Source organism: Roseimaritima multifibrata, assembly GCF_007741495.1.
Lineage (GTDB): Bacteria > Planctomycetota > Planctomycetia > Pirellulales > Pirellulaceae > Roseimaritima > Roseimaritima multifibrata.
Window position 1 is genome coordinate 3,887,374 of the sequence record NZ_CP036262.1, and the last position, 26,630, is coordinate 3,914,003.

Here is a 26,630-nt window from a genome sequence, read left to right on the forward strand (position 1 = left end):
TCAACAAGAAACGCCATGCGAAGGGGTAACCCCGTATCGATCGTCAGGAACCGAATGCGTAAAGCCCCCGTGACCGTGTCCGGGATGTCAACAGACACTCGCCCAATTCGATCAGACGGCGTCCCTTAAGGCAGAAAGATCGGCGCCGACGATGGCTGGCAAATTTCGCGTGACTTTGTCGACCGGCCAATTCCACCATTTGATCACTAGCAATTCGCGGATCACCTGATCGGAGAAACGTTGCTTGATGACTTTTGCCGGATTGCCTCCGACAACCGAATAGGCAGGTACATCGCTGACCACGACGGACCGTGCCGCGATGATGGCACCATCGCCAATTGTCACTCCCGGCATCACCAACGCATCATAGCCCAGCCATACATCGTTTCCGAGGACGGTGTCCCCCTTGTAGGGTAAGTCGCCTGGTTGCGGCGTCACCGATTCCCAGCCGTTTCCGAAGATGTAAAACGGATACGTCGAGAAACCGCTACTCTGGTGATTGGCACCGTTCATAATAAACCGAACGCCGCGGGCTAATGCACAGAATTTTCCGATCACCAGCTTGTCGCCGATGAACGGAAAGTGGTACAGCACGCATTTGGCCTCAAACCCCTCGGGTCCATCTGGATCATCGTAATAGCTGTAATCACCGACAACGATGTTCGGATTATCTATCAGCGACTTCAGAAACCCCACCTGAGGGAAACCTAGCATTGGATGCGATGCATCGGGAGACGGCCCCAACATCTTTGACTCCTCCATCATTCAATGGACTTCGGTGAAGTGGAGGACAAATGTTGATACACATGAACATCACGCTGAGGATAAGGAATCGAGATTCCAATGGCATCGAACCGGCGTTTAACTTCACGTGTGATATCGGTCTTCACTTGCCACCAGTCCGCCGTCTTGGCCCACGGACGACAAACGATGTTGACGGAGGAGTCAGCAAGGGCGTGAGTCACGACCACCGGAGCGGGGTCATTCAAAACCAATTCGTGCTCCTCAACAACCTCTTTGATAATCCCCTCTGCGTTATCGAAGCTGTCGTCGTAACCAATGCAAAACTCCAAATCGACTCGGCGAGTGCGATTCGCAGTCACATTTGTGATAACGTTGTTCCAAATTTCGTTGTTAGGGACATGGATCGTTTGATTGTCAAAAGTTCGGAAGTTGGTCGAGACTAGATTCATTTGCCTTACCGTGCCGGTGACGCCCCCCGCAGTGACAACATCTCCAACGTCGAAGGGACGATTAATAAGAATCATTAAGCCGCTAGCCACATTGCTTAATGAATCCTGTAGAGCCAACCCGACCACAAGTCCGGTGGCTCCGATCGCTGCCAAAACAGGCGTCACGTCGATCTCCAGTGCCGTTAGGGCGACCGCAAAACCGACCAGCAGCAGGACATACTTGATGATGTTCGCGATCAGCCGCTCCGCAAGCTGACTTAATCTAATTTTGCGTTCGAGAAGCCAATTGACAAAGGTGCTAAGGAACCCGGCGACCAGATAGGCACAGAGAAGGATCAGGATGAATTTAGTTACATTCCACGCCCACCGCTGTCCACCTTCCTTCGAAGTAGCCCAACCGACAAGCCCAGACCAAACGCTCTCTATGTCGGATGTCTCAAGCTCGACGCTCGACACTGCAACCGAGTATTTCCGATACTCCTCGACATCCCCGCCTTTCTCTTCCAGCGAATCCAGCACGACGGCCAGCCGATCATTCAGTGCAGTACGTTGTTCTTGCAATTCATTGATATCGGCCAGCAAATCCGTTTTGATTTTTGATGCGACGCCAGCTGTCGACCCGTTTGTCTCTGTAGAATCAGCCCCCGGCGTCTCCTCCATCGGCTCGCTGCTGTCTGTTTCCGCAACTTGTGTGATTTCCTTTTCAGTCTCTTCAGCAACCTGTTCGGCATTCTGCGCCGCTTGTTCGACCTTGCCTATTTTTTCTTTTGCGGTTTTTTGATTCGTCTCAGACTCCGCGTCGATCGCTTCCCTGACTCCTAATCGTAACACCGCAATCTGCCCGGCCTTACCACGCAGTAGTTCAAACCATGCATCGGCCTCTACTTCCAATTCGGTTTTCGTGAGCGGCTTGACCATCACGACCAAATTGTCAATCGGAACACCTGGATCCACCGTAGTCTGCGGCGAAGCGGGAGGAGGGGATGCGGCTTCGGTTCCCTCCTGTGCAAAGCAACAGCCAACCCAAAAATTAGTTAGCACAATTACAGTTGAGATCCATCTGCTGAACATCGCTTTTTCCTTTCAATGAAAGTAATGGTTTCAAGAGCCCAAAGAATCCGTAGACGCCTAGCAGGAACTGTGATATTAGCCCCCTTTCAATGACCAACGGATTCTCAGCAACTCAGATGGCTACGCTTCGGGGATTTCCTAAGTACCGCCGGGAGTACGTTACTACAAGCAATCGAGACGAACTAGGTCCTACCGAACAGGTGTGATAGGTAGACAGTTTTGCTTTCCTTGCCACACTTTTCGAGATGAATGGTAGCAGATCCATCACGTTTGGGGACGCGGGATCGGTCGAACGCAGTTGCTGCCGGTCTGCGAAAAGACATCAATCCCCCCCGACCGCGTGAGCTAGGACGGGAGTCGCGTAGAGCGTTGTTATTCGTTCCCCCGTCGGGATTGGGATCATTGCAGCTAGGAACCAAACGCCTCCGCGAGACCTGCCCCCCTAAACGCCGCCTTAACAACGCAGAACGAACCATTGTCACTGCAGGTCTAACTAAGCAGCGTCCTTGGCAACAACGGACAAAGCGTTTTGATCAGAGCTCGCGATTCATTATTGCCTACTGAAAAACAGCCAACTGCGGCAGATGATCACTCAGCGAATAGGATTCCTCGTCATTGATGTTTAGGCGAAACGCTCCCTCATACAATGGTCTGGATTCAATGATCCTTTCGGCGATTGGCCCAGCGGCCATGACATAGTCGATTCGCGAATTCGGAATGTCGGCCTTGAACGTCAGGCCTTCGCCTTTGCCGACCTTGGCAAACGTATCCACCCAACCGGCGTCCATCCAAATCGCGTATTCTTCCGTATCAGGACGATGATTCATATCGCCGATCAAAAGCATCGACTTCCCAGCATCCAGATCGGATTTCATCGATTCGATCATCGCTCGAATCTCTCTCAGCCGAATCTTAGGATCGGGAGTTGGGAAAAGATGTGCCGAATGCACGATAAGCGGTTCGTAGCCTGCCAATTCGACTGTGGCTCGCCCCCAGTGTCGGGTGAATAGGTCTTTCGGTCTCTCGCCTTTCGTGGGAGCGTTCTGAGATTCGATGACCTTTGATTTACTCAGCAGTGTTCCCGGCCAACTTCCGCCACTGGGGAAACGAACGTGATTCATCCCCATCAGTTCAGCGACGTCTTTGGTGAATTCCTCATTCGGGGATTCTGAGAAGTTCACGATGTCGGGATCATGCAGCGCCAGTTCCATCGCCAATCGCTCTGCCATCTGGCCCTTCGCTACCGCTCGCCTCGCCAACGGTCGGTCGCTCGGCCAGCCCTTGCTTTTGTAAATGTTGTACGCGATCACTCGAAACGGCTTGGGTTTTGAATCATCCGCGAACAAATTTGAATTGGCTACGGCAAGGCTCGTTCCGAGTGCTCCGCAGAACTGTCGGCGTGAAATCGTCATGTGTGTCTCCAAGGTTAAGTAAATTGCATTGTAGCCCGCCCAAACCGTTCCAGGTAAAATAGTAGAAAGGAGAACGGTCGTGGTTAAAAACAGACCCCAGACCGCCCGAAAACCAGGAAACAAGTTCGCTCAACCTAAAAAGAAGATGCAGAAGCGAAGGATCGAAACAAAGAAAAAGACAGGAAAGAAGCAGTGATGCAGCACCCCGCATGGATCTTGATTCTGGTAGGTCTGGTTACGATCGCCATCGGTGCTGCCTGGTTACTGGCTCCATCGATTTCATGGTTTGGGAAGTTGCCGGGCGACATCCGAATCGAGGGCGAGAACGTTACGTTCTATTTTCCTGTCGTCACTTGCGTCGTGATCAGCCTGTTGTTGACGGCGATCATCTGGCTTCCTGGATACTTCTCGCACTAGGTCGATATCGATACCCACTGCGCCAGTTCCTTCAGATCGGCTACATCCATTTCGAGAACAAGTTCCTGACGGTGAATATCATGGACGGCCAAGACGTGATCCTCCTGAAAGACGATCTCGTCACCCTTCGCCACTCCGTGCAATCGAGTTTCAACCAGTGGATTGTCCACGGTCCCTCGAAAACATTTTCCCGACCGTTCCTCTATTCGCACCCAAAAATCCTCGCCCCATCCCCGTGACGGAACACTCTGCTTCGGCAACGGCACTAGCGTTGCCGGGTGGTTGTGCCGCAAGATTGGCTTGGTCATCTGGCCATTGCACGACGGACACGAGCACTTCTCAGGGGTGTCTTCATGCACCGAGAATCTAGGGGAATCAATCCTAAGCTCGACGAACTGCCCCGGTCGGACATGCCGTTTGATGACTGCAGGTGGGATCTGGAACGTTTTGGGAGACTCCGCGTGCAGGACAACACCGTTCACCAACTGGTAGGCGTTGGTGAATTGCTGAGAGTCGAATTGTTGCTGAAGACGATTGTTCATTTTCGAATAAGACCCAACGTTTGGCTCTACGCGGAACAGCGGATAAGCGGATAAGCGTCCACCAACGCAACCAATGCGACCGACGCAAAACGATCTTAACGAACCCATTGGCTACCAGCAAATTCACCCAAGTTCGACACTCTGTGTTCCACATATTGTACATATTGTGAAAATCGAAAATGCCGCTCGTGCAAAGATCGATGTCGCCAGAGCCGTCCAACCCATTCTATTGTGATTCAAATGGCGGATCTTGATCGGGACCTTGATCGGAACTAGGGGACCGCGTTTCGAGGAACAGGCGTATTGATGGCGAGAAGAAGAATGCAAGGCCAATGACGACGAAGATGGACGCGTGAATTACCGGCATGGTGAATAGCATATCGGAAATTCGAAAAAAGGAATCTGCGTTTTCAGGTGGCGTGATTTCAGCCATCCGGTACATGACGTATCCCAATACCCATAACGATGTGATCCCTTTCAATAAAGCCCATGTGGCCAGCCCCCAACGTGTCCACTTTTCGCCCGTTTCCCAAAGACTCCACACAGCGCCAATCAGCAGCACCGGCAGGATAACGGACTTAAACCATTGGAAATTTGCGGACATCCCCGAAAAGGCGAACAGGATATTTGCCGCTTCGTTCAGAACGATCAACAAGGCAAAAATCACAAATAGGACGCGGCCCCGATTAACCATTCTGTTTTGGTCTGTGTTCACGGTGATGGTTCAGCGACACAAAGATTGAGATCATTCAGGTGCCGCGAATGATGTAACTTCAGTTTGCGACCGGCCGACAGCTCAGCGAACGTAGACGGGGGCTCTTTGGCTTAGGTTAGTGCTTGAGTTCACCAATTACCACCGATTCATGGAACTCGCAACGCAAAACACCAACTTCGCCACGTCGTTGGCCGGCCTCTCTCAGATCGGGATGTGCCACACTCAAGCATCCGACTCCCTGAGTTCACGTGGTACCACTCCGTAATACAGGCAGGGCACAGCCATCGGCAAATCTTTTGTGGCGAATCGTGCAGCGGGCATTGATGGTTTCGCCGGTCAAATCGTTGGCCCGTTGGCAAACAACCGGCCGCGCCCGCAAGACCGTCCGGTCTGACACCGCGATCAGGGTTCGCATCGCCTCCGCAGGACGGTTGATGGACGCGTTAAATCAATCGCTGTTTTTTACTGTTTTCGGGACGGATCAACCATGAACTCGCTTTCCATTTCCCCGCAACTTCGACGCAATCGTCGGACTGAACAAGAGGATGCCTAACCCGATAGGCATTAACCCACCTTGCATCAGGTTGTAGTCGGCGCAAAGCCTTTCCCAAGATAATCCCACAACGAACCGTCCGAAACTCAACTCGAACGCTACCGTCAAAAAGAGCCAGATAGCGCCCACCACTAGCAATTCCGATGGACTGATAGCACCGATCGAGCGGATGGTGAAGTAGGCGATTGCTAGGATGATTGCCGAACCGGAAAACACACCCAACTGATTCGAACGGAACTCGCCAACGAACGGAACGAGGGCAATCGCTCGAAGAACCCCATGGAGAATCTCGAAAACAATCAGGACCAGCCAGATCGTCAAACTACGTACAATGATTCGACAGCGACTGGCGGAAGCTTCGTTATCCATCGCCCATCCAATCCCACCGATTCTGGTACTTATCTATGGGATCGCTCCATTTGTTTGCCATCAGGACCAACGATTGCGGTCATCGGCATGAAATTCAACTGGGAAGCGACACCGCACGGAGCCATGACGTTTGCTCGTATCCATCTGACTGCATGGAAGTCTTCGCTCATTGCCGCCATGCCATAGCGAATCAACGCTTTGGCAACTGTGGCAAAAACATCCGAATCCATTTGAGGAAATCCTAGTCCCAGGCCGGGCGAACTACGTATATCACACGCGTTGAAGCATGCGGTTCCACGACAGTACGCCTGAAAGAGAATCGTAGATCTGGCAAGACGCAACGCCTATAGATCGGCAAGATACCGAATCAAGTCGGTTGATGTCACAATGCCTACAAGCTTGTCACCTTCGACGACAGGCAAAGCGTGGAAGCTGTGAGACCCGAGCAGCCTCGCTGCTTCACGGATCGTGCCCGATTTCTCTATCGTGACACAATCGGTCACCATCACGTCATGGATCTTGTACATGTGATCAAGTGTCTGGTCCAACGATTTCGATGTTTGATTTCCGAACTCGCCAAAAGAGATTCTCGCGAAGTCACTCCAGCTGATGACGCCGATCAGCTTTTCCCCGCTAACAACGGGAACGTGATGAATACCACCTTCTTCAAACATTTTGCGCAATTTTGAAACGGGTTCACCATCGTGAATCGTCTGTAATCCTGTTGACATGATTTTTGTCAGCGGCTCGTTCTTCTTCATCTTATCTCCAAGGAGTGGTCGCAGAACCGATACTAGATAATTTTGAAATCGATCGGGTCAGCATGTGGGTTTCATGTTGCCATCATGCTTTCGCAAACGTTGTTCCAAGATGCGCAAACGTTGTTCCAAGATGGACGAGAATTCCAGAATGAACTCCGCTGCGACTGCGAAAGGGATTGCGACCAGCCTATTCCATGTGCCTGCCACGCATCTCTTCGACGAGAAAGGAGGCTGTACCACAGGGCCCCCAGAGATACGATCTAATGCAACAACGGCCAGAGTGTGCCTAAGATGCACAGCGACCGCGTGCGATGTCGCACATCAACGGTCCTGTACGACGAAACGGGGATTCAACATCGCACTTCGTCCGGCCCGAATCGTTGGCAGATCGAATAACAGAGAATCCGCCAACTGAGCGCCCGGAACCGAAACGTTAGAAGGAGGTGAAGCGTGGCACACAGCAGGGTTCCATCGATCCGTCCGAGCACTCTGGGCGTTTCCATCACGATTGAATTCATCGTGCTGCTCTACCGAATCAGCGCGACTCCAAGAGAGACGCCGTGGGGAGCCCTTTACTGCGTGCAGGACGAGTCAGGGTTCATGGCGAGCTAAATTTGGCTTGCGTCGAGACGTTGAATTCTTCCAGGATTTCGTCGCACGTATGGTTTTCGAATTCGTAGTTCCAAGCTTCGATGTAGCGCATGCCCAGTTCCTTTGCCTGCTTGAAGACGGTGGTGTAGTCGCCACCTCCAAACCGGTCTTGCTGACTGGAGCGACCGATAACTTGGCCATAGAGATCGCCTTGATAGTCTTTCAATAACGTGATCAAGTTGCCTTGGTAACTGGTTTTACCAGAAATCCACCACATCGCGATGCCGACACGATTGTCGTATTCAGGCTTTTGGAATTCGCTGATAATCCGGGCGGGGATTTGAGGGCTGCGGAACAGTTCGTGAACTTCAAAGGCGACGGCTTTGTCGGGAAAAGCTTTCAGCACACTCTGAGTGGCCTCGGCGGATGCTTTGATCCAAACATCGCCAAACCTGCGTTCAGCGTTTTTGTCACGCGAGTTGATTCCGGCAGCTTGGAGAAGGGTTTGATCCGGGACGCCGTTGAAATGCCCTTCGAGTCCGTTGCTGGTCATCTGAGGAACGTAAACCAATTTCAAACGTGGGTCTTTTCCGTATTTTGCGCCGACAGCCAACAGCATTTCTCGAAGACGTTTCTGTACGATCGGGTCCCAATACTTCGGCATTTGGACGGGGTTTCCACGGAAGGCCATTGCAAATGTTTCGGCGTGGAGATCCGAGACCAACCAGCCCGGCGAGAGGGATTGAGATCCTCGACGCCTGCGCGACAAACGCGAGGGGGTTTTACTGTCAGCAGAAGCTTCGGTAGACGTCCAACCGCCGTGAATGGCAAGCGTCCAGTTCATTGTGGGTTTGAGAAGTCGAACCTGGTCTTCGATCCGGGTAAAGTCAAACCGGCCGGGCGCGGGTTCAATTTCGCTCCAGGTGACTCGGACGAGCCCACCGTTCATGTGCTTGTTTTGGACGGCACGTGGGGTGATCGTACTGGCATAGGTGCCGATTGGTTTATCAACGTCCTTGCCAAAGCCATCGGAGGCAAGGAAGATGGCAATAAGCAGCAGCGAGAGCAGGTTTGGAGTTTTCATGATGATTGAACACACTAAGGGAGTGAAAAGTTCCGCGACTGGAAACAGTTTTTGGAGTCTTACCCCGTTTTCTTGATCCTTCCGCGTTGAAAGTGGAGGAGACGACGCATCAAAACCTGGCGTAGTGGACGCGGCAAAACCTGGTGTAGTGGACGCGGCAACGAGCCCCGTTTTGCAGGACTTGTTGCCGCGTCCACTTCGCCAAACAAGGCGATGCCACCAGCAATGTAAATCCTTCTGGAGACGCGGTCAGCCATCATGGGGTTTTATTCAAAAGTCGTTTTTCCTGCCTTCTACGATTTTGTAATCGACAAGCCGTACTGGGACGAACACCGAAAACGACAACTGGCCGATGTGAGCGGCGAGATTCTAGAGATCGGTGTTGGCACGGGGCTAAATCTTCCGCACTACCCTAAGCACGTTCGAAAGATAACCACGGTCGATCCGAATCCGGGCATGAACCGTAAACTTGCCAAACGAATGGCTTCGACTGAAATCGAAGTCGACCGACGAATTTTGTCCAGCGAAGAACTTCCCTTCGATGACGCGACGTTTGACTATGTGGTCAGCACCATCACGCTTTGCAGTATCGCCAACGTCGATCAAGCTTTAGGCGAGCTTTGCAGAGTGCTCAAGCCGGGGGGTCGGTTACAATTTTTCGAGCACGGGATCAGCCCCGATCCCGCTGTGCAGAAACAGCAAGTGCGATGGAACTGGCTTCAGGGAATCATCGGCGATGGTTGTCGGCTGGACCTGGATCTTGCGGCATTGCTGGCGAAGCAAGCCTTCCGTGCCGTAGAAATCGACAATTTCTACATGCAGCAAACTCCACGAACACACGGATACATGTACCGCGGCATCGCCACAAAGTGAAATTCACTCGTAACTTCGGAAGCGTCGATTGAAAACCTTTGAAACACTGGGAATCTGAGTAAACTAGTTCCAGTTTATCACGCGGGGTGGTGGTAACCTGACACCCTTCGTGCAACGCGTGCGTTCGATGATTCTTTGCTGAGATGTTTTCAACTCCAACACGACCCGTTCCGATATGCGCAGGCGTTCATTTCATGGGTTCCTTAGTTGCAGTCATGGATGCCCAACCAAATGAATTCAAGCTGCGACGACGAACCTAACGAAGGTCAACCTGGTGTCGCCGATTTCGAACCGGCATGCTTTCAGTCCTGCCTCGGTTTGCCCGATGGCGACGATCAGCAACTTAAAGATACCGCGGTTGCAGTTCGCCAAGAGTATCGAGACGGGTCACGGTGGAAACGCTTGAACTGTCAACGGGTGAGCATTTTTGCGGAACGCGATCGGGGAACCGTCTTCGTTGTCCATGTTGGCTCGTCTGTTGAATTCGACTGGACCTGGGAAGGCGCGAAAGCGTTTCGCCCGAAGTCGCTTGACGACAACGAGCGTTATTCGGATCGTTTCTACGAAGAAGCCGACTACGAAGACGAGATCCTTTGGTCGGGTGAGATCGTCGAAGTGGATGAGCGGAACGGTTGCCTGTTCATCAGTCTTGATGATCCAGAGAGGACTCCAAAAGCTGGACCGTTCTTTGTTCGTCCGTTTGAATTTCTGTCGGTTTTGGATTCCATTTACAACGGCGACGAGTTTGCCGAACTCCGGAAGCACCTTCCGGCTAGGCTGAACGCCGCTGAGGGCGATATCCATCCGCAAGTCTCCGCGTCCAGTGACTGCGGCCTATCAAATTTGCACGATTGGTGGCAACATTCCTGGAGCGTGCTCTGGGGGCCGCCCGGCACGGGAAAAACTTGGACGACCGGACAACAGATCGCCAAGGTCCTGCAAGACGAAAGCGAGAGGATCCTGGTAATTTCGACGACGAACCGGGCGACCGACGCCGTCGCAGTCGCCATCGGCGAAGCGGCCAAGATTCACTGCCCAAATGAAATGGATGCCGACACGCTGCTGCGAATCGGCAAGGGGGCGTCCTATCAAACGTTCGTTGCGAAAGAACTTGACCCGATGCTCCGAGGGACGGAGTCGGAAACCCTGGCTCAGATCGATCGCCTTGTACAGCAGCTCCAAGCCTTTGAATCGTCTGAAGACAAAGCCCTAGCAAGAAAACAGATAGGCAAATTGCGAACGTCGGCCAACGATCAAAGCAATCGCATCTTTGTCGATGCGGATCGACGTGTCGTGGTTGCAACCGCTTTCAAAGCAATGAGCTATCTAAAAGACGAATCGATCCGAAAGATGGTTGAAGATGGTGAAGCCCCGTTCACGACGATCTTTATCGACGAAGCAGGATTGATCTCCAGAGCCGCGGTCGCAGCCTTATCGTTGTTGGCGGGGCGGAGAATTGTATTGGTCGGCGATTCGAAACAGCTGGCGCCCATCAGTCGTATTTCACGCATCCTTCCGACTCGTCAGCAAATTTGGCTGGCAAGCAGCGGCTTGAGCCACCTGGACCATACGGACAACATTCCCCAAGCGGTTCACTTGCTGTCGGCACAACACCGAATGCACCCGGACGTTTGCAAAGTCGTGTCGAATTTTCAGTACGATGGAGTCCTGTCGACCGCACCAGATCGAGCCGAAATGAAGTCGACGCTTTCGCCGTTCATCGCCGATCAATCGAGAGCCATTTGGTACGTGCTTGATGAAGAAGATGCCGATCTGGCGTCGATTCGCGCGGCACGCGGGCCAGCCAAAAAAAGCTGGGTTCGTGGGATGACGGCGGCGACGCTCCGAAAACTGTTCTCCGATGCTGGAGTGCGTGGTTCACACGGACTTTTTATTTCGCCATTCAAAGCCCAGGCTCAGCAAATCGGAAAATTGTTGGCTGGTTGGGGAATGAAAACATGGGAAGCGTCGACGGTCCACAGCCAGCAAGGATCGGAGGCGGACATCGTCATTTTTGACACGGTCAATGCGGGTAGCGGCACGTGGCAAATACCCGAATGGAAAAGGCTGGTCAACGTCGCACTCAGCCGAGCAAGGGAAGCGGTCATTGTCCTGGCAAGCCGCAGCGAGATGGAAGAACCCTACCTCCGTCCGCTTAAGCAGACCATGACGGCTGCGTTCCTGGTAAATGATGGGAAGCGCTTCGTATGGCGGGACGCTGGTAAAACGCCTTCATCGCAGGCCGTCGCTGTGGCCGAGCCAAACGCTGGTTACAAATCAAAAACCTCAGGCCGTATGGGCGATCAGTTTGATGGACGCAAGGGTCTAAAGCCAATTCTGTCGCAGGAACAGCAACGGCTGACCAATCTGGATCTAGACGGAAAGCCCCGCCTGGTTCGAGGCGTCGCGGGCAGCGGCAAATCGATTGTTCTCTGCAACTGGCTGGCCAAGACGGCGATGCGTCTGCAAGATCAAAAAGACGCCCGCATCTGGGCCGTCTATGCGAATCGAAGTTTGCAAAAGCTGCTTCAAGAATCGATTGAATCAGCATGGACCAACCTCCACGAAGGCGATTTGTTCGATAACTCCGAATTCCCTTGGGAGAAGGTGTCGCTTCTCCACGTCAAAGATGTTTTGGCAGGAATGCTTCCAAGCGTTCAAATGTCCATCGAATCGATTGGTTTTGATTATGACCAAGCAGCCGAGGAATTTCTCAATCGGAAAGGCTCTGATGAATTACTTCCACGATGCTCGGCCCTGTTCATCGATGAAGCTCAAGACATGGGACCGTCAACATTGCGACTGCTATTGTCCATCGTCGAACAAACGGACAAAGAAGATGCCAACAGTCGATCGGCACATATTTTTTACGACAATGCTCAAAACGTCTACGATACCAAGACCCCGAAATGGTCCGATTTTGGCCTCGATATGCGTGGACGATCGACGATCATGCGAGAAAGCTTTCGATCGACAACGCCGATCACCGAATTGGCAGTCAACGTGCTCAGCCGACTGTCAGAGAGAAGTAAACGTCAAGATCAGCAAGAATTGCTCCAACTCGGGCTGCTAGAAAAAGCCGACCGAAGCGGCGAGGCCTGGTTGCGAGTTCGGTACAACCAGATCGCTGGCCCCAAACCGATCTATCACAGCTTTGATAATCGAAGCCAGGAAATGGCTTCGATTGCTGTTCATTTGAAACACTTGATCGTGAAAGATGGGATATCGCCAACCGATATTTGCATCATCTATAACGGCCGGGTGCAAAGTTTCCTCGAATCCAAACTGTCGCCGGCACTTGCGAAGATTGGCGTCGAGCTTTCATTCCAGAAGAATCGTTCGTTCGAACGACAGCCCAACACGCTGGTTGCCACCACTCCGCATTCTTTTAAGGGCTACGAATCGGAAGTGGTCGTGATTCCCTGCGTAGACAACTATGTCGCTCCCGGAGGTAAGATTTTGGAGAACAGCCTGTACGTGGCGATGACACGAGCTCGATCGCTGCTTGCGATTTACGGAATGAACCGGGGATCGGAGGCGAGTCAAAAAGTCGGCGAAACGATTCGTACATGCATTTCAACACAGAATCGTCGCCCACTGATTGAATCGGTCCCCGATGAAAGTGGGCAAGGGCAATAACTACCGTCAAGATTCGCTTCCCACATGGGCGGCAACGTGTTGTCACGACCAGGTTTACCGATACGTTCACTTTCGACGACGCAGGACGAATGCTGACAGCCGTTAGCAGTCGTTACAGTAATACGGTCATGGCGGGGTATGCTCCTCGATCGCCCTGGCTAGAACTTCCATCGCCTGTTTTTGGCGATGCTGTTGAGATCTCTGCCCGTCGGCGACGAAGGCTCGCAGGTGATCGGGAGCTAAGAATGGTACCTTCTCAGGCGGGCTCTCCGTCTTACCGCCCAGCCACGCGATCACTCCGATCAGATAGGGCAAGATCCGCAGCGTCAGGCGGCCATCCATCTGCTCCAGCGGTTGCATCGACTTCGTACACACGCGGCAACGGGCCGGATAACTTCACCGTCGCTTGTTCGCCTCTCCGGTGAACATCGCGCGGCGTTCGTTTTCGATGAGCGTCGCCTTTCGCTCGGGTCGGCGGCATTTAGTTGACGGTCTGGCAGCGAAAACAGGCCCCATGCCAGCTTGTCTGGCATGATGCCGAGATTTCAAATTAGTTAGCATGCCCCTAAAAATACGCCACACCGGATCGGATTGCCGCCGAAGGCGGCAATCCGATCCGGTGGCGACATACGGGGAGCAACCAGTTCTAAGTTCAAATCTTGCGTTCCTGTCGGGCGAGCCGACGAGGGGACGTGCTGATCGGACGTCTTCGCAGACGCTAGCTACATCGACGAACCGGTCATGAGAGCGGGAACACTAGCAACCGAGCGTCTGTACTACCATCGCAACCAACAATACAGCGTCACCGCACTCACGGACACAACCGGTACGATCTCCGAACGCTACGCCTATGATGCCTACGGAAAGCTGACCGTGTTGGCTGGTGGCGGGACGGTGCCGGTTCGGCGTATGGGAACCGTTACACCTATACCGGACGCGAGTGGGACGAGGAACTTGGTCTCTATCACTACCGGGCGAGGATGTACGATCCGGTGGCGGGGCGGTTTTGTTCGCGTGATCCGATTGGGTTTAAGGGAAGCCCTTGGAACCTATTCGAGTACGTTAGTTCGTCGCCCCTTGCTAACATGGATCCAAGTGGGGAATCGCGCATTATCGCGGTAGGCTGTGGGGGTTGCATGGCAGCTTTGGGTCCAGGCGCCGTTGTATGCCTTTTCGCAAATGAAGCGTTTAATGACAGCATCGGAGAGTGTTATAAGTCTTATTGGAATGATCTCCCCTGGATACATCGTCAAGCGACAAAACTGGCCTGCATTGGGTGTGTGCTTCGTGTGGCTGGACCGGTCGTATACCGCTGGGTCATCAGAAATGCGGGCGCTTGCGGACCTAACGCATGGGAACAGATCGCCGTTCGTAGCGAACGCGTAATTCGTTTTTCGGTCTTGCTACAATGAGCGACGAGGCTTTTATGAGTTACCGCAATGACAATTGGTTGGCTTTGGTTTTAGCCAGCGTATTCATGCCGCTTGTATTGGTCACGTCCGTGTGGCCGCACGAGCTACTCCTTAGTTGCTTGAATTTCTTCGGAATTTTTGCCACATGTTTCTTTGCCGTTCTTTCCCTCGGAAGCTCGTTGCTAACGCGTTCTCGGTGGCGTCAGGTTCAGCTTTTTCTTTTGCCATTTGTAGTAATACCTGCATTTTTGTTCTATAAGTTGATCAGCGATATTTTTCTACTAGAAGCAGTTTTTCTTTACACGGGCATTTTTTGGATATCCATTCTTTCTGTTGCCACCATAAGGGAAAGTAGAGCTCATCCAAAGGAAAGGCGGTCCCTCGACAAAAAAGAATGACTGAGTCGGGAAATGACGACGAGTAGGTCTCCTCTGTGTCATTCTTTTTCTTTAGCTGCTGACTGCCGGGGTTAGCTGCGGTTTGGACCGCAGTGGCGTGTAAGAGGTAGCGAGCGGTTTTGATCCGCTCGCTTGTCACGCAGTTCCGACTGGCAGCCTGATTCGCCGCCCCAAGAGATAAGTTTTACCGGCTTTGAAGGTTGGTACTTCGTTGATTGCGGCAGATAACACCGGAGCGGCGATACAGGAAGAGGGCCACGTGGATAGCAGCTTTCCGAAAGTCGATTCATGGAGCGGAGCAATCGTTGCACGATCATGGCGGGGGATGCTCCTCGATCGCCCCGGCTAGAACTTCTGTCGCCTGCTCTTGGCGATGCTGTTGAGCTTTTTGTCCGTCAGCGACGAAGGCTCACAGGTGATCTGGAGCTAATAATGGCACTTTTTCAGGCGGGCTCTCCGTCTTACCGCCCAGCCATGCGATCACTCCGATCAGATACGGTAAGATCCGTAGCGTCAGGCGGCCATCCATCTGCTCCAGCGGTTGCATCGACTTCGTACACACGCGGCAACGGGCCGGATAACTTCGCCGATGTTTGTTAGTGTCTCCCGTGACCATCGCCCGTCGATCGTCTTCGATGAGCGCCGCCTTTCGCTCGGGACGGCGGCATTTAGTTGACGGTCTGGCAGCGAGAACAGGCCCCATGCCAGCTTGCCTGGCACGATGCCGAGATTTCAAATTAGTTCGCATGCCCTCAAAAATACGCAACCGGATCGGATTTGCCGCCTTTGGCGGCAAATCCGATCCGGTTGCAACATACGGGGAGCAACCAGTTCTCATTTCAAATCTTGCGTTCCTGTCGGGCGAGCCGACGAGGGGACGTGCTGATCGGACGGCTTGCGCAGACGCTAGCTACATCGACGAACCGGTCATGAGAGCGGGAACGCTAGCAACCGAGCGTCTGTACTACCATCGCAACCAACAGTACAGCGTCACAGCACTGACGGATACGACCGGTGCGATCAGTGAACGTTACGCCTACGATGCCTATGGTGAACTCACGGTGCTGGCTGGCGGTGGGACGGTGCTTTCGGGTTCAGCGTATGATAACCGGTATACCTTTACGGGCCGTGAGTGGGACGAAGAGCTTGGGCTTTATCACTACCGGGCGCGGATGTACGATCCGGTGGCGGGAGGATTCGTGTCCCGCGACCCGATTGGGTATATTGACGGTGCCGGGCTTTACACTCCCTATTTTTTGCCGGAGGGACTCGATCCTTATGATTACTTCCAAATCGCTGTTGAGAATCCCTACTTGCCACAGCCATATCTTCCAGATTTCATTGATCCTTATGGAGACCTCGAAGCCGGACTGAGCAAGTGCTCCGCGTATGCTACGCAGTACCCTTGCAGCAGCACAAGGTTTAGCGAAGGTAATTGCGACGACAGGTTGATTGACGGCGTAATACCAGCAAAGGGATGCAAATGCAGCAACTCGAAAGATGGTGCAGTTATCCAGCAAAGTGAATGTCAGAGCCAATTGGAGGCGGCAAAGGGCAATGTCAACTTGGGCGTGGCGAACGTTGTCTTGGGCAATGTTTACTGCAGCCAGAGATGCGGAGGTTCTAATTACGGATTGACGTGCTGGCGTCCAATTCAGCGAGGGCCATCGGCAGGGAAGTTGGAAATTGGTGTTTGTATTCCTATAGCCAATCAGAGCGGTTGCAATGCGGAGGCGCTTACCGCAGACGAACTTACGCATGTCACCTACCTAGTGATGTCGGTCACCACGAACCCAGGTACAGCTAACGGAGACATGATGGGGTTGTTTGACCGTGATAAATTCGAAGACAAAGCATATCGCGCCCAGTGTGACATTGAGCCTAGCAACCGCTGCTTGAAGGATGGTGAGAGAGTTGCTTATGTTGAGGGGTGCGTCCTTCGAAGAAAGCCGCAAAGCACACTCGGCGCAAACGTGACGTCGATCCGTAACGCATGCGATCGTTTTCAATGGTAGCCATAAAGAAACTGAACTACAGATTTCTTGTCCTTCTCGTGAGAGTGACTATCGTAGGGGCTGCGTTATACTTAGCCTGCTTTGCTTCATACGTTGTCAAGTCAAGCGGAGGTTCTGCGGGTGGTTTGCAGATGACGAGCCGCACCGTAAGTTATGGTTTTCCTGCCGAGTATGAAATTGCTATAGTCACTGCCCCTGGCGCAAGTTGGTCAACAGTCCACTTCTCTGCTGCTGCCGTGTTCTTTGACGTAACCTGGGCTGGTCTATTTGCCCTTGCCCTTTTTCCACGTCGCGGAAAACCAAACTGGTTTTGGCGACATGTCGTTCTTTTCTGCAGTCTTTCCATCTTGTGCTGCGAAATTGCTTGGGGCATCAAGGCTAGCACTAAGGCAATTGGGCATGGGGTTGCGTTGGAGGAACGTGGCGCTTCTGTGTACTTTGAAAAGGGAGGCAGTCGTTTCCTTTCTTTGACGAACCTTTCGAGCTTCATTTCTCCGGATTACGACGCACAGCTTGCTGACATCACTTTCTCGGATACGCTAATTTTGCCATTCAGTAAGCCTGGATTCGAAAAGCCCCGCCCCACATCGACTGTGATCTTTCGTGGCAGGAAGCTCTCGACAGAAACCATTGAACTTGCGTTGGAACAAATAGACTCGAGTAAGTTTTCTGTACTAATAATAAGTACAGAGGAGCTTTCAGGGCTTCCGGATGTTAGTAGATGCCAGAATCTGAAGCGTATTTATTTCAACGGCACACAGTTTAAAGATGTTTCAACGGATGCGAGAAACCTTGGCTCCCGGGTTGAATACCTCGATCTCGCCTATTCGAATATTTCGCTATCGTCGGTCTTGAAGTTTCTTGAGGCACCAGCGTTACGAGAGATTGATATAACGGGCTGCGGACTCGACGTTTCCAGGGTTTTGAGAAGCGCTCCAGACCATGTCGTAGTAAAGCACGCGGATCCGCTACCGTCGATATAAAGGAAAGGCTGTGCCGAGTCAGTGCGTCCACAAAAAAGGAATGACTGAGCCGGGGGATGACGACGAGTAGATCCTCTGTGTGCCATTCTTATTTCTTTAGCTGCGGTTTAAACCGCAGTGGCGTGTAAGAGGTAGCGAGCGGTTTTGATCCGCTCGCTTGTCACGCTGTGCTGGTGGACTGCCTGTTTTGCCGCCCCAAGAGATAAGTTTGACCGGCTTTGAAGGTTGATGCTTCAATGTTTGCGGCGAATTGCACCGGAGCGGCGATACAGGAAGAGGGCCGCGTGGATAGCAGCTTTTTGGGAGTCGATCCATGGAGTGGATCAATGGTTGCTCGATCATGGCGGGGTGGGATGCTCTTTGGTCGATCCGGTTAGAACTTCTATCGCCTGGACTTGACGATGCTTTCGGGCTTTTTGCCCGTCGGCGACGAAGGCTCGCAGGTGATCGGGAGCTAAGAAGGGCACCTTCTCAGGCGGGCTCTCCGTCTTACCGCCCAGCCACGCGATCACTCCGATCAGATACGGCAAGATCCGTAGTGTCAGGCGGCCATCCATCTGCTCCGGCGGTTGCATCGGCTTCGTACACATGCGGCAGCGGGCCGAATAACTTCACCGTCGCTTGTTCGCCTCTCCGGTGAACATCGCGCGGCGTTCGTTTTCGCTGAGTGTTGCCTTTCGATCGGGACGTGCGATATATCAGTTAACGGCCTGGAAGCGACAATAGGCCCCATGCCAGCTTGCCTGGCACGATGCCGAGATTTCAAATTAGTTCGCATGCCCCCTAAAAATACGCCACCGGATCGGATTGCCGCCGAAGGCGGCAATCCGATCCGGTGGCGACATACGGGGAGCAACCACCTCTAATTTCAAATCTCGCGTTCCTGTCGGGCGAGCCGACAAGGGGACGTGCTGATCGGACGGCTTCGCAGACGCTAGCTACATCGACGAACCGGTCATGAGAGCGGGAACGCTAGCAACCGAGCGTCTGTACTACCATCGCAACCAACAGTACAGCGTCACAGCACTGACCGACACGACAGGAACGATCTCTGAACGCTATGCGTACGACGCGTACGGCAAACCGACCGTGCTGACTGGCAGCGGGACGGTATTGTCCGGTTCGGCGTATGGGAACCGTTACACCTATACGGGACGGGAGTGGGACGGGGACCTTGGGCTGTATCACTATCGGGCGCGGATGTATGATCCTGTGGCGGGGTGGTTCGTGTCTCGTGATCCAGTCGGTTACACTGATAGTGCGTCTCTGTATTGCGCATCAATGTTATTGATGCTGGTTGACCCTGCTGGCAATGCGGGAATCTGGGAGCCTCGGGATCCGCGACATGGAGGCCCTCATCCTAGAGTGTTGTTGCCTCGTGATCCGCCTCCACCGCCGGAGCCACTGACGCTTGATCAGTCCGCAGCCTATGCCGCATGCGCTGACACTTCTTATTCACGTTGTGGCGGGTGCACTCAGGAGTCGTGTGAAGCAGCGGTAGCCGCATTCATTCAAGCGGTGGATGATAGCTGGCTAATTGGTGTCCCATTTATTGGGCCGGTTGGGCCTCACACTTGTGAACGACTAGCAAACGATATAATAAGGCGAATCCCTGAGTTAGAGAACAATCCTTGCGTCGCCTACGCAAGTGTTACTATCGTGAGGGACTCCCGATCCACACATCCAACGAGGCCGCCGACTCATGCCTGGGCAACTCTGAAGTTATGCAATGGCGCTACCATCAATGGAGACAATCACGCCAACGGTGGTGAAGATCAGATTTGGGTTGGATCTCCATCGAACAATTCAGACTGAAAGGGTTGGCCTTGGATGCGTATAAACCCCCTGTGGAACCTTGTTCTACGTATACCGAAAGAAAGAAAAGCGTAATTGCGGGCAAACTTCGGTGGCCGTTCATTGCGGTATGCGTCGTTGGACTTGGACTCGTATTTCAGCATAGCCTGTCGGATTTTTTTCGATGCGTTGGGGACCCTGAAGGAAAAGGGATTGCATTTGGGGCTGGCGGACTTTTGGGGCTGATTATCGCGATGTTGTTTATTGGAATTGTTCATTGGCGCTGCGAAGTTCACAAAAAAGAATGACTGAGTCGGGAGATGGCGACGAATAGACCCCCTCTGTGTCATTCATTTTCTTTAGCTGGTGACTGCCGGGGTTAGCTGCGGTTTAGACCGCAGTGGCGTGTAAGAGGTAGCGAGCGGTTTTGATTCGCTCGCTTGTCACGCTGTGCTGGTGGACTGCCTGATTCGCCGCCCCAAGAGATGGATTTGAACGGCTTTGAAGGTTGATGCTTCATTGTTTGCGGCGAATTGCACCGGAGCAGCGACACGGCAAGAGGGCCACGTGGATAGCAGCTTTCCGAAAGTCGATTCATGGAGCGGATCAATGGTTGCTCAATCATGGCGGGGAATGCTCCTCGATCGATGCGGTTTGGACTTCGATCGCCTGCTCTTGACGATGCTTTTGGGCTTTTTGCCCGTCGGCCACGAAGGCTCGCAGGTGATCGGGCGCTAAGAAGGGCACCTTCTCAGGCGGGCTCTCCGTCTTACCGCCCAGCCACGCGGTCACTCCGATCAGATAGGGCTAGATCCGTAGCGTCAGGCGGCCATCCATCTGCTCCAGCGGTTGCATCAACCTCGTGCACATGCGGCAACGGTCCGGACAGGCTTCTCTCACACCACACGCGTCTCAGCCTGGGCTACGGCTTCCCCTGCGTTACGGGGCTGTTCCGTTGTATACGTTCGGTGAATATGTTAGAAATTTTGTCGTCCCCACGACAATTGTCTTGACGACAGTTGTTTCGACGTGTATTAAATTGGAATGAGCAAATCGTCTTCGGCTAAATCCAAACAACGTTTTGATTCCTTGCAACAGGAAGCTTATCTGAATTTGTGGCAGACCTACGATCGTCTTAAATCGTTGGAAGATGATGCGTTCAAGCAGGCTGGCTTGTCGGCTCAGCAGTACAACACGTTGCGATTGTTGCGATCGGTTCATCCCGATTCGATGCCCACACTAGTGCTGGGCGGTCGGCTCATTTCTCGTGCCCCGGACATGACGCGTCTGCTTGATCGCTTAGAGAAACGAGGATTGCTTGCTCGGGAACGTCGGCCTGAAAATCGCCGTGTTGTCGAGGTTCGGATCACGGCGGAGGGGATAAAACTTCTCGATGACATCCATGATTCGGTACAGGAATGTCACCAACTGCAACTTGGTCACATGAACAAGAAGGCGTTAAGTCAGTTGGTCGAGCTTCTGAAACAAGCTCGTCAACCGCACGAAAACGCTGTCAATCTTTCTTTTGTCGATGAATGATTTCGCCGAACAGTTTCCACCCACAGATTGCCTAGGAAGTCGAGAAATGCCAGATCAACAGTCTCCTGATGTTATCGTGATCGGTGGCGGCCCCGCCGGGGCCACCGTTTCGACGCTGATTGCCCAGCAAGGCTATCGAGTCACTCTATTAGAGCGAGAAAATTTCCCCCGCTATCACATCGGCGAATCGCTAATCCCCGAAACGTACTGGGTCCTGAAAAGGTTGGGGATGCTGGACAAGATGAAGTCGAGCCAATTCATCAAAAAGTTTAGCGTCCAGTTCGTAAGCCCCACGGGAAAACATTCGGCTCCCTTTTACTTCCACGATAACAACCCGCACGAATGCTCACAGACTTGGCAAATTCAACGGAGCGAATTCGATGTGATGATGTTGAAGAACGCCGCGGACCAAGGGGTCGCTGTTCACGAGGGAGTACGCGTTCTTGATGTCCTTTTCGAGGGCGATCGTGCGATCGGAGTGCAAATCAAAGACGAGAACGGTAATCCAAAAGAGATCCGCGCCAGTGTCGTCGTCGATGCGAGTGGGCAGAGTTCCATGCTGATCAACAAATTCAAGCTAAAGGTTCCTGACCCGAGCTTAAACAAGGGAGCTCTTTGGACCTATTTCGAAGGAGCCTATCGGGACGAAGGAAAGGATGAAGGTGCGACCATCGTCCTTAGCTTGCGAGATAAGAAAGGATGGTTCTGGTACATACCGATGCAGAACAACCTCGTAAGCGTCGGCGTGGTAGCCGATTTCGAGTATCTATTTAATGGACGGACGAGCCACGAAGCGACGTTTTACGAAGAGATGGAAAATTGTCCAGCCGTAAAAGAACGGGTTTCCATGGCCAAACAAAAGGCTCCGGTGAAGGCGACGAAGGATTACACCTATCGTGCGAGCCAAGCGGCTGGCGATGGCTGGGTGCTGGTTGGTGATGCATTCGGATTCCTTGACCCCCTTTATTCATCAGGTGTGTTGCTGGCACTTAAGTCAGGAGAACTTGCCGCGGATGCGATTGTCGAGGGTTTGCAAATCGGCGACACCTCCCGAACCCAGCTAGGCAAATGGGAAGCAGGGTACGTGAAAGGAATGAACCGAATGCGGCGATTGGTATGCGAATATTACGATGGATTCAATTTTGGTCAGTTCATACGAAAGTTCCCAAATCATAGAGGGAACGTAACGGACCTTCTTATCGGAGATCTTTTCAAAGACGAACTCGATCAAGTCTTCGAAGATATCGATTCGATGAAAACGGGCCCGTCCGAAGCGGTGTAGGCACCGTTGTCGCAAAGTACCACTTAGCCCATCTAATGGGGCGAGTTGACTGGTAGTGCGGCCAGCCCAACGGTGAGACCGCTCGTCCGTGTATTGGCGAGCGTTTCTATCCGCCCCCACGGTGCGCTTTCATCGACTATCTTATTGGGCCTATGAACTCACTTGCACCACCATTATCGACCGACCACTCTGCCTCCCGCCGAATGCTAGAGTGTCTGCGTGTCATTGTTGTGATTGAGTGTTTTGGTTTGGGCGGTCGCTACCTGTTTTCATCATTCGAAACGGAAAGCGACATCTACGGTTGGCTTTATTTCGATTGCCACTGGCCCGAAACGATCGCCCAAGGAATCGATAACGCTGGATCCCTGGTGACGTTGATCGCCGGGGGACTTCTGTGCCTGACCGGGGTGCTGATGGCAAGTCGGCCAAGCGAATCGCCTCCGCCCAAAATCGTTCGTCGGATTGACCAGGCGGCCGCTTTGTGGATCGCCGTTTGGATGCTGTTGCTGGCTGCTGCGCATATGATGCGAGCCGCGGTGTTCGCTGAATTAGCGTTGTCCGAACATGCCGTCCGCTATATCGCCCCTTTGGCGTTGGCCGTTTGCGGTAGTGCTGGTCTGCCCGCCCGGTCGGCCGCCGCTCCACACCTAAATCGATCTCGATACATCGTACTGTTATTGACTGTGGCGGCCGCGTTCACATTTGCGGCACATGGTTACAAAGCCTATGAATGTTACGCTCCGTTTACCGATCTGATTCTGTTGTCGGACATGCAATGGACCGAGACCGGATGCACCCAAGCGACAGCCGAGCGAATACTGGTCGTGATCGGCGTTGTTGACATCCTGGCGGCGTTGATCTTGCTAATATTTCGCTCGCGTTTGGCCGCGTTTTATATGGTCGTTTGGGGGTTCGTCACTGCGGCAAGTAGAATAACGGCACTCGGCGCGGATGCATGGCCCGAAACATTGATCCGAATTGCAAACGGCGGCGTTCCGCTGGCCATCTTGATCTACTGGATGACACTGCGAGAATTTTCTCGATCCCCCGACCCACCGCAACTGTCGCACCATGCGGCAAATCGCCCAACTCCCCTCCATCAACTGGACTCCATTTCAGATGACATCACATAAACCGACTTGCCCGCACATGTTGGGGATCCTCTGCTGTCTGATGCTGGGCGGCGGAACGACCGATGCCGCCGCGCCTCTGAAAGGGACGCAGCCTGCACAGTGGCGTGTGGTCTGGACCGATGATCCGGCTACCACGGCGACCGTTTCCTGGAGCACCGCAGCGGCCGGCAAATCGCACTCGGTTCGCTTTCGTGTCAAAGGGAGTGAAGCGAGCCCTTCCGCTCAACTAGCCGATTCGGGGCGATACACCGGTGGAGAATCCGAACTGTATTACCACCATGTTCACTTGACCGATTTGCAGCCAGCGACCGCGTACGAAGTTCAAATGGTCAGCGACTCGGACGAGTCCCCTGTGTTCTACTTTGTCACTGCCCCTGCGGTCGACCGAGAGTTCAGCATTTTGCACGGTGGTGATTCGCGTTCCGATCACAAAGCCCGCCAACGCATGAATAAATTGATCGCCGACATTGTGGCAGATTCGTACGAGAACGATGACCTAGCCGATGACATCCTGGCCTTCGCACACGGTGGCGATTATGTCGTCACCGGCACCAAAATGGATCTTTGGTCGTCTTGGTTGTCGGACCACGAACTGACGACTGGTCCAGATGGGCGACTGCTACCGATCATCCCCGCCCGTGGCAACCACGACAAAGGGAAACCGTTCAACGAGATCTTTGGATTCCCCGAAGGCGACCTAAATTACTACGGCATCAGCATCGGGCCCCAAGTTCGTTTTACCACTTTGAATTCCGAGACCAGTACGGCTGGCGACCAAGCAGAGTGGCTAAAGGCAGAACTTAAAAAATCGCGAGCGAGCCACCGTTGGCTGCTGACCCAGTACCATCGCCCGGTCTACCCGGCGGTCAAGTCACCGGGATCGGGCCTGAAGAGCTGGGTTCCGCTATTCGAAAAGTACAACGTCGACTTGGTCTGCGAAGCCGATGGACACAACATCAAGCGGACCGTCCCGATCCGAGACGGCAAGCTAGACGAAACCGGAGTCGTCTATATCGGTGAAGGAGGCCTAGGCGTTCCGCAGCGGACTCCGAAGACCGATCGTTGGTTCCTGGAATCCCCCGGAATGGCTGACCAAGGGCACCATGTATTTGTCCTGAAATTCACAGAAGAAGCGTTGGAAGGAACCTGTCTGCTTGAAGGAAGAAAAATCCGCGATCAATTCACCCGAAAAGTTCGGCAGTAGGGGCGGAGCCGGGGTTATTAGCACAGCCCAAGCACCAGATCGTCAAAAACGGATTTGGACGATAAACTATCGCGAATGACATGGGGGTCGAGTCTAGGACAGACTAGGCTGGGTTCCTCTGTCCCCGATCGAGAAAATCGACCCATCAGGTCGGTCCAGCATTCGCGAAAAGCATTGAAGCCATGATTCAACTCGGCAGGACGTATGACCTACTAGTGGTCAAGAAGACGGATTTCGGATTCTATTTAGACGCCGAAAATCTAGGCGAAGTCTTGATTCCCTTGAAGCATGCTCCGGTCAGCTTAAGTGTCGATGATACTGTCGAGGTTTTTCTTTACCTGGACTCGGAAGATCGCCCGATCGCGACCACTCAGGTTCCCAAAGCGCAGGTTGGCGACTTCGCTTATTTGCAAGTCAAAGACAATACCCAGGTCGGAGCGTTCTTGGACTGGGGATTGGACAAAGATGTCTTGGTCCCGTTCGCCGAGCAGCATCGACCGATGATCGTGGGCCATTCCTACATCGTGTATCTGTATCTGGACAACCAAGATCGGATCACTGCGACCTCAAAGATCCACAAGATCGTGCTGGAAGATGATGAACACAATTTTCATCCGCAGCAGCCGGTCGATTTAATGATTGCGAACACCACCGAACTGGGCTTTAAAGCGATTGTGGATCAGAGCTACTGGGGGTTGCTATACAAGGATGAAGTCGATCAACGGCTTAGTTTTGGGCAGAGCATTCAAGGTTACGTCAAATACATCCGTGAGGACGGAAAGATCGACCTGAGTCTAAAAAGTGGTTCGCAAATCCGCGAGAACTACGGCCAGAGAATCCAGCAGTTCCTCCGCGATCATGACGGGTTTGCCCCCGTTCACGACAAATCCCCTCCCGCACAAATTTCCGAACTATTGGGAATGAGCAAAGGGCAGTTCAAAAATGCGATCGGCACTCTGTACAAACAGAGATTGATTACGATTGAAAAAGACGGAATCCGATTGGTTTGATCCCCTGCTTGATCGGTGGGTGCCCAGCAGGCCGATCGGTTCCATTCGCAATCCATCGACGCGAATCTCTTCTAAGACGCTACAAAGCCATCCACTGGAGCCATCGATCGTTCACGGAGTCTGGCCAACGGCAACCGAAAACACTGGCTGCCCCGCGGGGCGGCAATTTCATGCTTGGCAGTTGCTGTGCTGCGGCGAGGAATAAGAGGTTTCCGACCCGCAACGAATGGGCAGTCGACGGATTCGAGGCGGAGAAAATTTGCAGCCTTCCGCTTAAGGAAAGCAGCTTCAAGGGAGCGTTCTATCACGGGGATGTGAAAAGCATTGATGAAGGGTTTGCAGCCGTTGACGAGTCCACCTGGGGCCGAGTGAACACGTAGCCCGGAGGGCGGCAGATACTTGCCGGCGGTGTAAACCGCCGGAGTGGAGATCGCCAAAAGGAAAGCCCAGCGGGCGACAGAACCATCCTTGTCTGTCGCCCGCTGGGCTTTCACGCGCACGCTCGCTAGGTTTCCGTTGGCTTACGCCAACGACAAGTATCTGTCGCCCGCTGGGCTAAAAGCACTGCACTCAGAATCGGATGCGGAGGGTTGAAATCGTCGCCTAAAAGTTCCACATCCCCTGGCGAATGATATCGGGC

The 26,630-nt window shown here is 53.1% G+C and carries 25 protein-coding genes and 1 pseudogene; 14 read left to right on the forward strand and 12 right to left on the reverse strand.

Translation table 11 applies throughout. The features are described from left to right. Positions 1-111: 111 nt before the first annotated feature. The 3 genes from FF011L_RS14060 to FF011L_RS14070 form a co-directional block, all read right to left on the reverse strand. Positions 112-762 carry a Vat family streptogramin A O-acetyltransferase gene (locus tag FF011L_RS14060; RefSeq protein WP_391560936.1) on the reverse strand — a complete coding sequence of 217 codons (651 nt, stop codon included), beginning with the start codon at positions 760-762 and terminating at the stop codon, positions 112-114. Beyond that, the gene (locus FF011L_RS14065; RefSeq protein WP_246109408.1) at positions 762-2,234 is read right to left on the reverse strand and encodes a mechanosensitive ion channel domain-containing protein; all 1,473 of its coding nucleotides are present in this window, start codon (positions 2,232-2,234) and stop codon (positions 762-764) included. Before FF011L_RS14065 ends, FF011L_RS14060 begins: the two co-directional genes overlap by 1 nt. A gap of 587 nt (positions 2,235-2,821) precedes the next feature. Continuing rightward, the gene (locus FF011L_RS14070) at positions 2,822-3,676 is read right to left on the reverse strand and encodes an endonuclease/exonuclease/phosphatase family protein (protein WP_145352247.1); all 855 of its coding nucleotides are present in this window, start codon (positions 3,674-3,676) and stop codon (positions 2,822-2,824) included. A gap of 195 nt (positions 3,677-3,871) precedes the next feature. Between FF011L_RS14070 and FF011L_RS14075 the strand changes: the two genes are divergently transcribed. Further along, the gene (locus FF011L_RS14075) at positions 3,872-4,093 is read left to right on the forward strand and encodes a DUF2905 domain-containing protein (RefSeq protein ID WP_145352248.1); all 222 of its coding nucleotides are present in this window, start codon (positions 3,872-3,874) and stop codon (positions 4,091-4,093) included. Here the strand turns inward: FF011L_RS14075 and FF011L_RS14080 are convergent. The 5 genes from FF011L_RS14080 to FF011L_RS14100 form a co-directional block, all read right to left on the reverse strand. Further along, complete coding sequence (locus FF011L_RS14080; RefSeq protein WP_145352249.1) at positions 4,090-4,635, reverse strand: hypothetical protein; 546 nt, start codon at positions 4,633-4,635, stop codon at positions 4,090-4,092. The genes FF011L_RS14075 and FF011L_RS14080 overlap by 4 nt on opposite strands. 226 nt (positions 4,636-4,861) lie before the next feature. Next, positions 4,862-5,350 carry a hypothetical protein gene (locus tag FF011L_RS14085; protein WP_145352250.1) on the reverse strand — a complete coding sequence of 163 codons (489 nt, stop codon included), beginning with the start codon at positions 5,348-5,350 and terminating at the stop codon, positions 4,862-4,864. A 481-nt stretch (positions 5,351-5,831) separates the two neighbouring features. After that, complete coding sequence (locus FF011L_RS14090) at positions 5,832-6,272, reverse strand: hypothetical protein (protein ID WP_145352251.1); 441 nt, start codon at positions 6,270-6,272, stop codon at positions 5,832-5,834. 29 nt (positions 6,273-6,301) lie between these two features. Next, complete coding sequence (locus tag FF011L_RS14095) at positions 6,302-6,502, reverse strand: hypothetical protein (protein ID WP_145352252.1); 201 nt, start codon at positions 6,500-6,502, stop codon at positions 6,302-6,304. Positions 6,503-6,616: 114 nt separating this feature from the next. After that, entirely contained in the window at positions 6,617-7,033 is a 417-nt protein-coding gene (locus tag FF011L_RS14100; protein WP_145352253.1) for a CBS domain-containing protein, read from the reverse strand. A 450-nt stretch (positions 7,034-7,483) separates the two neighbouring features. Between FF011L_RS14100 and FF011L_RS26330 the strand changes: the two genes are divergently transcribed. Beyond that, on the forward strand, positions 7,484-7,645 hold the full coding sequence (locus FF011L_RS26330) for a hypothetical protein (protein ID WP_218932627.1): 162 nt from the start codon (positions 7,484-7,486) through the stop codon (positions 7,643-7,645). Here the strand turns inward: FF011L_RS26330 and FF011L_RS14105 are convergent. Continuing rightward, entirely contained in the window at positions 7,632-8,708 is a 1,077-nt protein-coding gene (locus FF011L_RS14105) for a hypothetical protein (RefSeq protein WP_145352254.1), read from the reverse strand. The genes FF011L_RS26330 and FF011L_RS14105 overlap by 14 nt on opposite strands. A 258-nt stretch (positions 8,709-8,966) precedes the next feature. Between FF011L_RS14105 and FF011L_RS14110 the strand changes: the two genes are divergently transcribed. After that, entirely contained in the window at positions 8,967-9,581 is a 615-nt protein-coding gene (locus tag FF011L_RS14110; RefSeq protein WP_145352255.1) for a class I SAM-dependent methyltransferase, read from the forward strand. A gap of 231 nt (positions 9,582-9,812) precedes the next feature. Beyond that, a complete protein-coding gene (locus FF011L_RS14115) occupies positions 9,813-13,220 on the forward strand; it encodes an AAA domain-containing protein (RefSeq protein WP_145352256.1) in 3,408 nt (1,135 codons plus the stop codon). Positions 13,221-13,346: 126 nt separating this feature from the next. On the opposite strand, the gene FF011L_RS14120 is transcribed toward FF011L_RS14115, so the two are convergent. Beyond that, on the reverse strand, positions 13,347-13,595 hold the full coding sequence (locus tag FF011L_RS14120; protein ID WP_145352257.1) for a hypothetical protein: 249 nt from the start codon (positions 13,593-13,595) through the stop codon (positions 13,347-13,349). A 593-nt stretch (positions 13,596-14,188) separates the two neighbouring features. Here FF011L_RS14120 and FF011L_RS27240 point away from each other — a divergent pair. After that, a pseudogene (locus FF011L_RS27240) lies at positions 14,189-14,632 on the forward strand (RHS repeat-associated core domain-containing protein); the annotation flags it as partial. Between the two features lie 807 nt (positions 14,633-15,439). Here the strand turns inward: FF011L_RS27240 and FF011L_RS26335 are convergent. Beyond that, entirely contained in the window at positions 15,440-15,592 is a 153-nt protein-coding gene (locus FF011L_RS26335; protein WP_218932628.1) for a hypothetical protein, read from the reverse strand. A gap of 367 nt (positions 15,593-15,959) precedes the next feature. Here FF011L_RS26335 and FF011L_RS14130 point away from each other — a divergent pair, with 367 nt between their 5' ends. Together FF011L_RS14130 and FF011L_RS14135 are read left to right on the forward strand one after the other, a co-directional pair. Then, a complete protein-coding gene (locus FF011L_RS14130) occupies positions 15,960-17,045 on the forward strand; it encodes an RHS repeat domain-containing protein (protein ID WP_218932629.1) in 1,086 nt (361 codons plus the stop codon). Between the two features lie 131 nt (positions 17,046-17,176). Continuing rightward, positions 17,177-18,028 (forward strand): hypothetical protein, encoded by an 852-nt coding sequence (locus tag FF011L_RS14135; protein WP_145352259.1) that lies wholly within the window; start codon positions 17,177-17,179, stop codon positions 18,026-18,028. A 338-nt stretch (positions 18,029-18,366) separates the two neighbouring features. Here FF011L_RS14135 and FF011L_RS14140 read toward each other — a convergent pair whose 3' ends face one another. After that, entirely contained in the window at positions 18,367-18,618 is a 252-nt protein-coding gene (locus FF011L_RS14140) for a hypothetical protein (RefSeq protein WP_145352261.1), read from the reverse strand. Positions 18,619-18,985: 367 nt separating this feature from the next. Here FF011L_RS14140 and FF011L_RS14145 point away from each other — a divergent pair, with 367 nt between their 5' ends. The 7 genes from FF011L_RS14145 (at position 18,986) to FF011L_RS14175 (ending at position 26,195) form a co-directional block, all read left to right on the forward strand. Continuing rightward, entirely contained in the window at positions 18,986-19,843 is an 858-nt protein-coding gene (locus FF011L_RS14145; protein ID WP_145352263.1) for an RHS repeat-associated core domain-containing protein, read from the forward strand. 1,023 nt (positions 19,844-20,866) lie between these two features. Continuing rightward, a complete protein-coding gene (locus FF011L_RS14150; RefSeq protein WP_145352265.1) occupies positions 20,867-21,361 on the forward strand; it encodes a MarR family winged helix-turn-helix transcriptional regulator in 495 nt (164 codons plus the stop codon). A gap of 46 nt (positions 21,362-21,407) precedes the next feature. Further along, positions 21,408-22,643: an NAD(P)/FAD-dependent oxidoreductase gene (locus FF011L_RS14155; RefSeq protein ID WP_145352267.1), complete on the forward strand. Its 1,236-nt coding sequence runs from the start codon at positions 21,408-21,410 to the stop codon at positions 22,641-22,643. 203 nt (positions 22,644-22,846) lie between these two features. Next, complete coding sequence (locus tag FF011L_RS14160) at positions 22,847-23,776, forward strand: hypothetical protein (RefSeq protein ID WP_246109410.1); 930 nt, start codon at positions 22,847-22,849, stop codon at positions 23,774-23,776. Between the two features lie 40 nt (positions 23,777-23,816). Continuing rightward, a complete protein-coding gene (locus FF011L_RS14165) occupies positions 23,817-24,980 on the forward strand; it encodes a purple acid phosphatase family protein (RefSeq protein ID WP_145355354.1) in 1,164 nt (387 codons plus the stop codon). A 182-nt stretch (positions 24,981-25,162) separates the two neighbouring features. Then, positions 25,163-25,990, forward strand: coding sequence for a CvfB family protein (locus FF011L_RS14170; RefSeq protein WP_145352269.1), 828 nt, complete (start codon positions 25,163-25,165; stop codon positions 25,988-25,990). Continuing rightward, positions 25,962-26,195: a hypothetical protein gene (locus FF011L_RS14175; RefSeq protein ID WP_145352271.1), complete on the forward strand. Its 234-nt coding sequence runs from the start codon at positions 25,962-25,964 to the stop codon at positions 26,193-26,195. Before FF011L_RS14170 ends, FF011L_RS14175 begins: the two co-directional genes overlap by 29 nt. Positions 26,196-26,630: the final 435 nt, after the last annotated feature.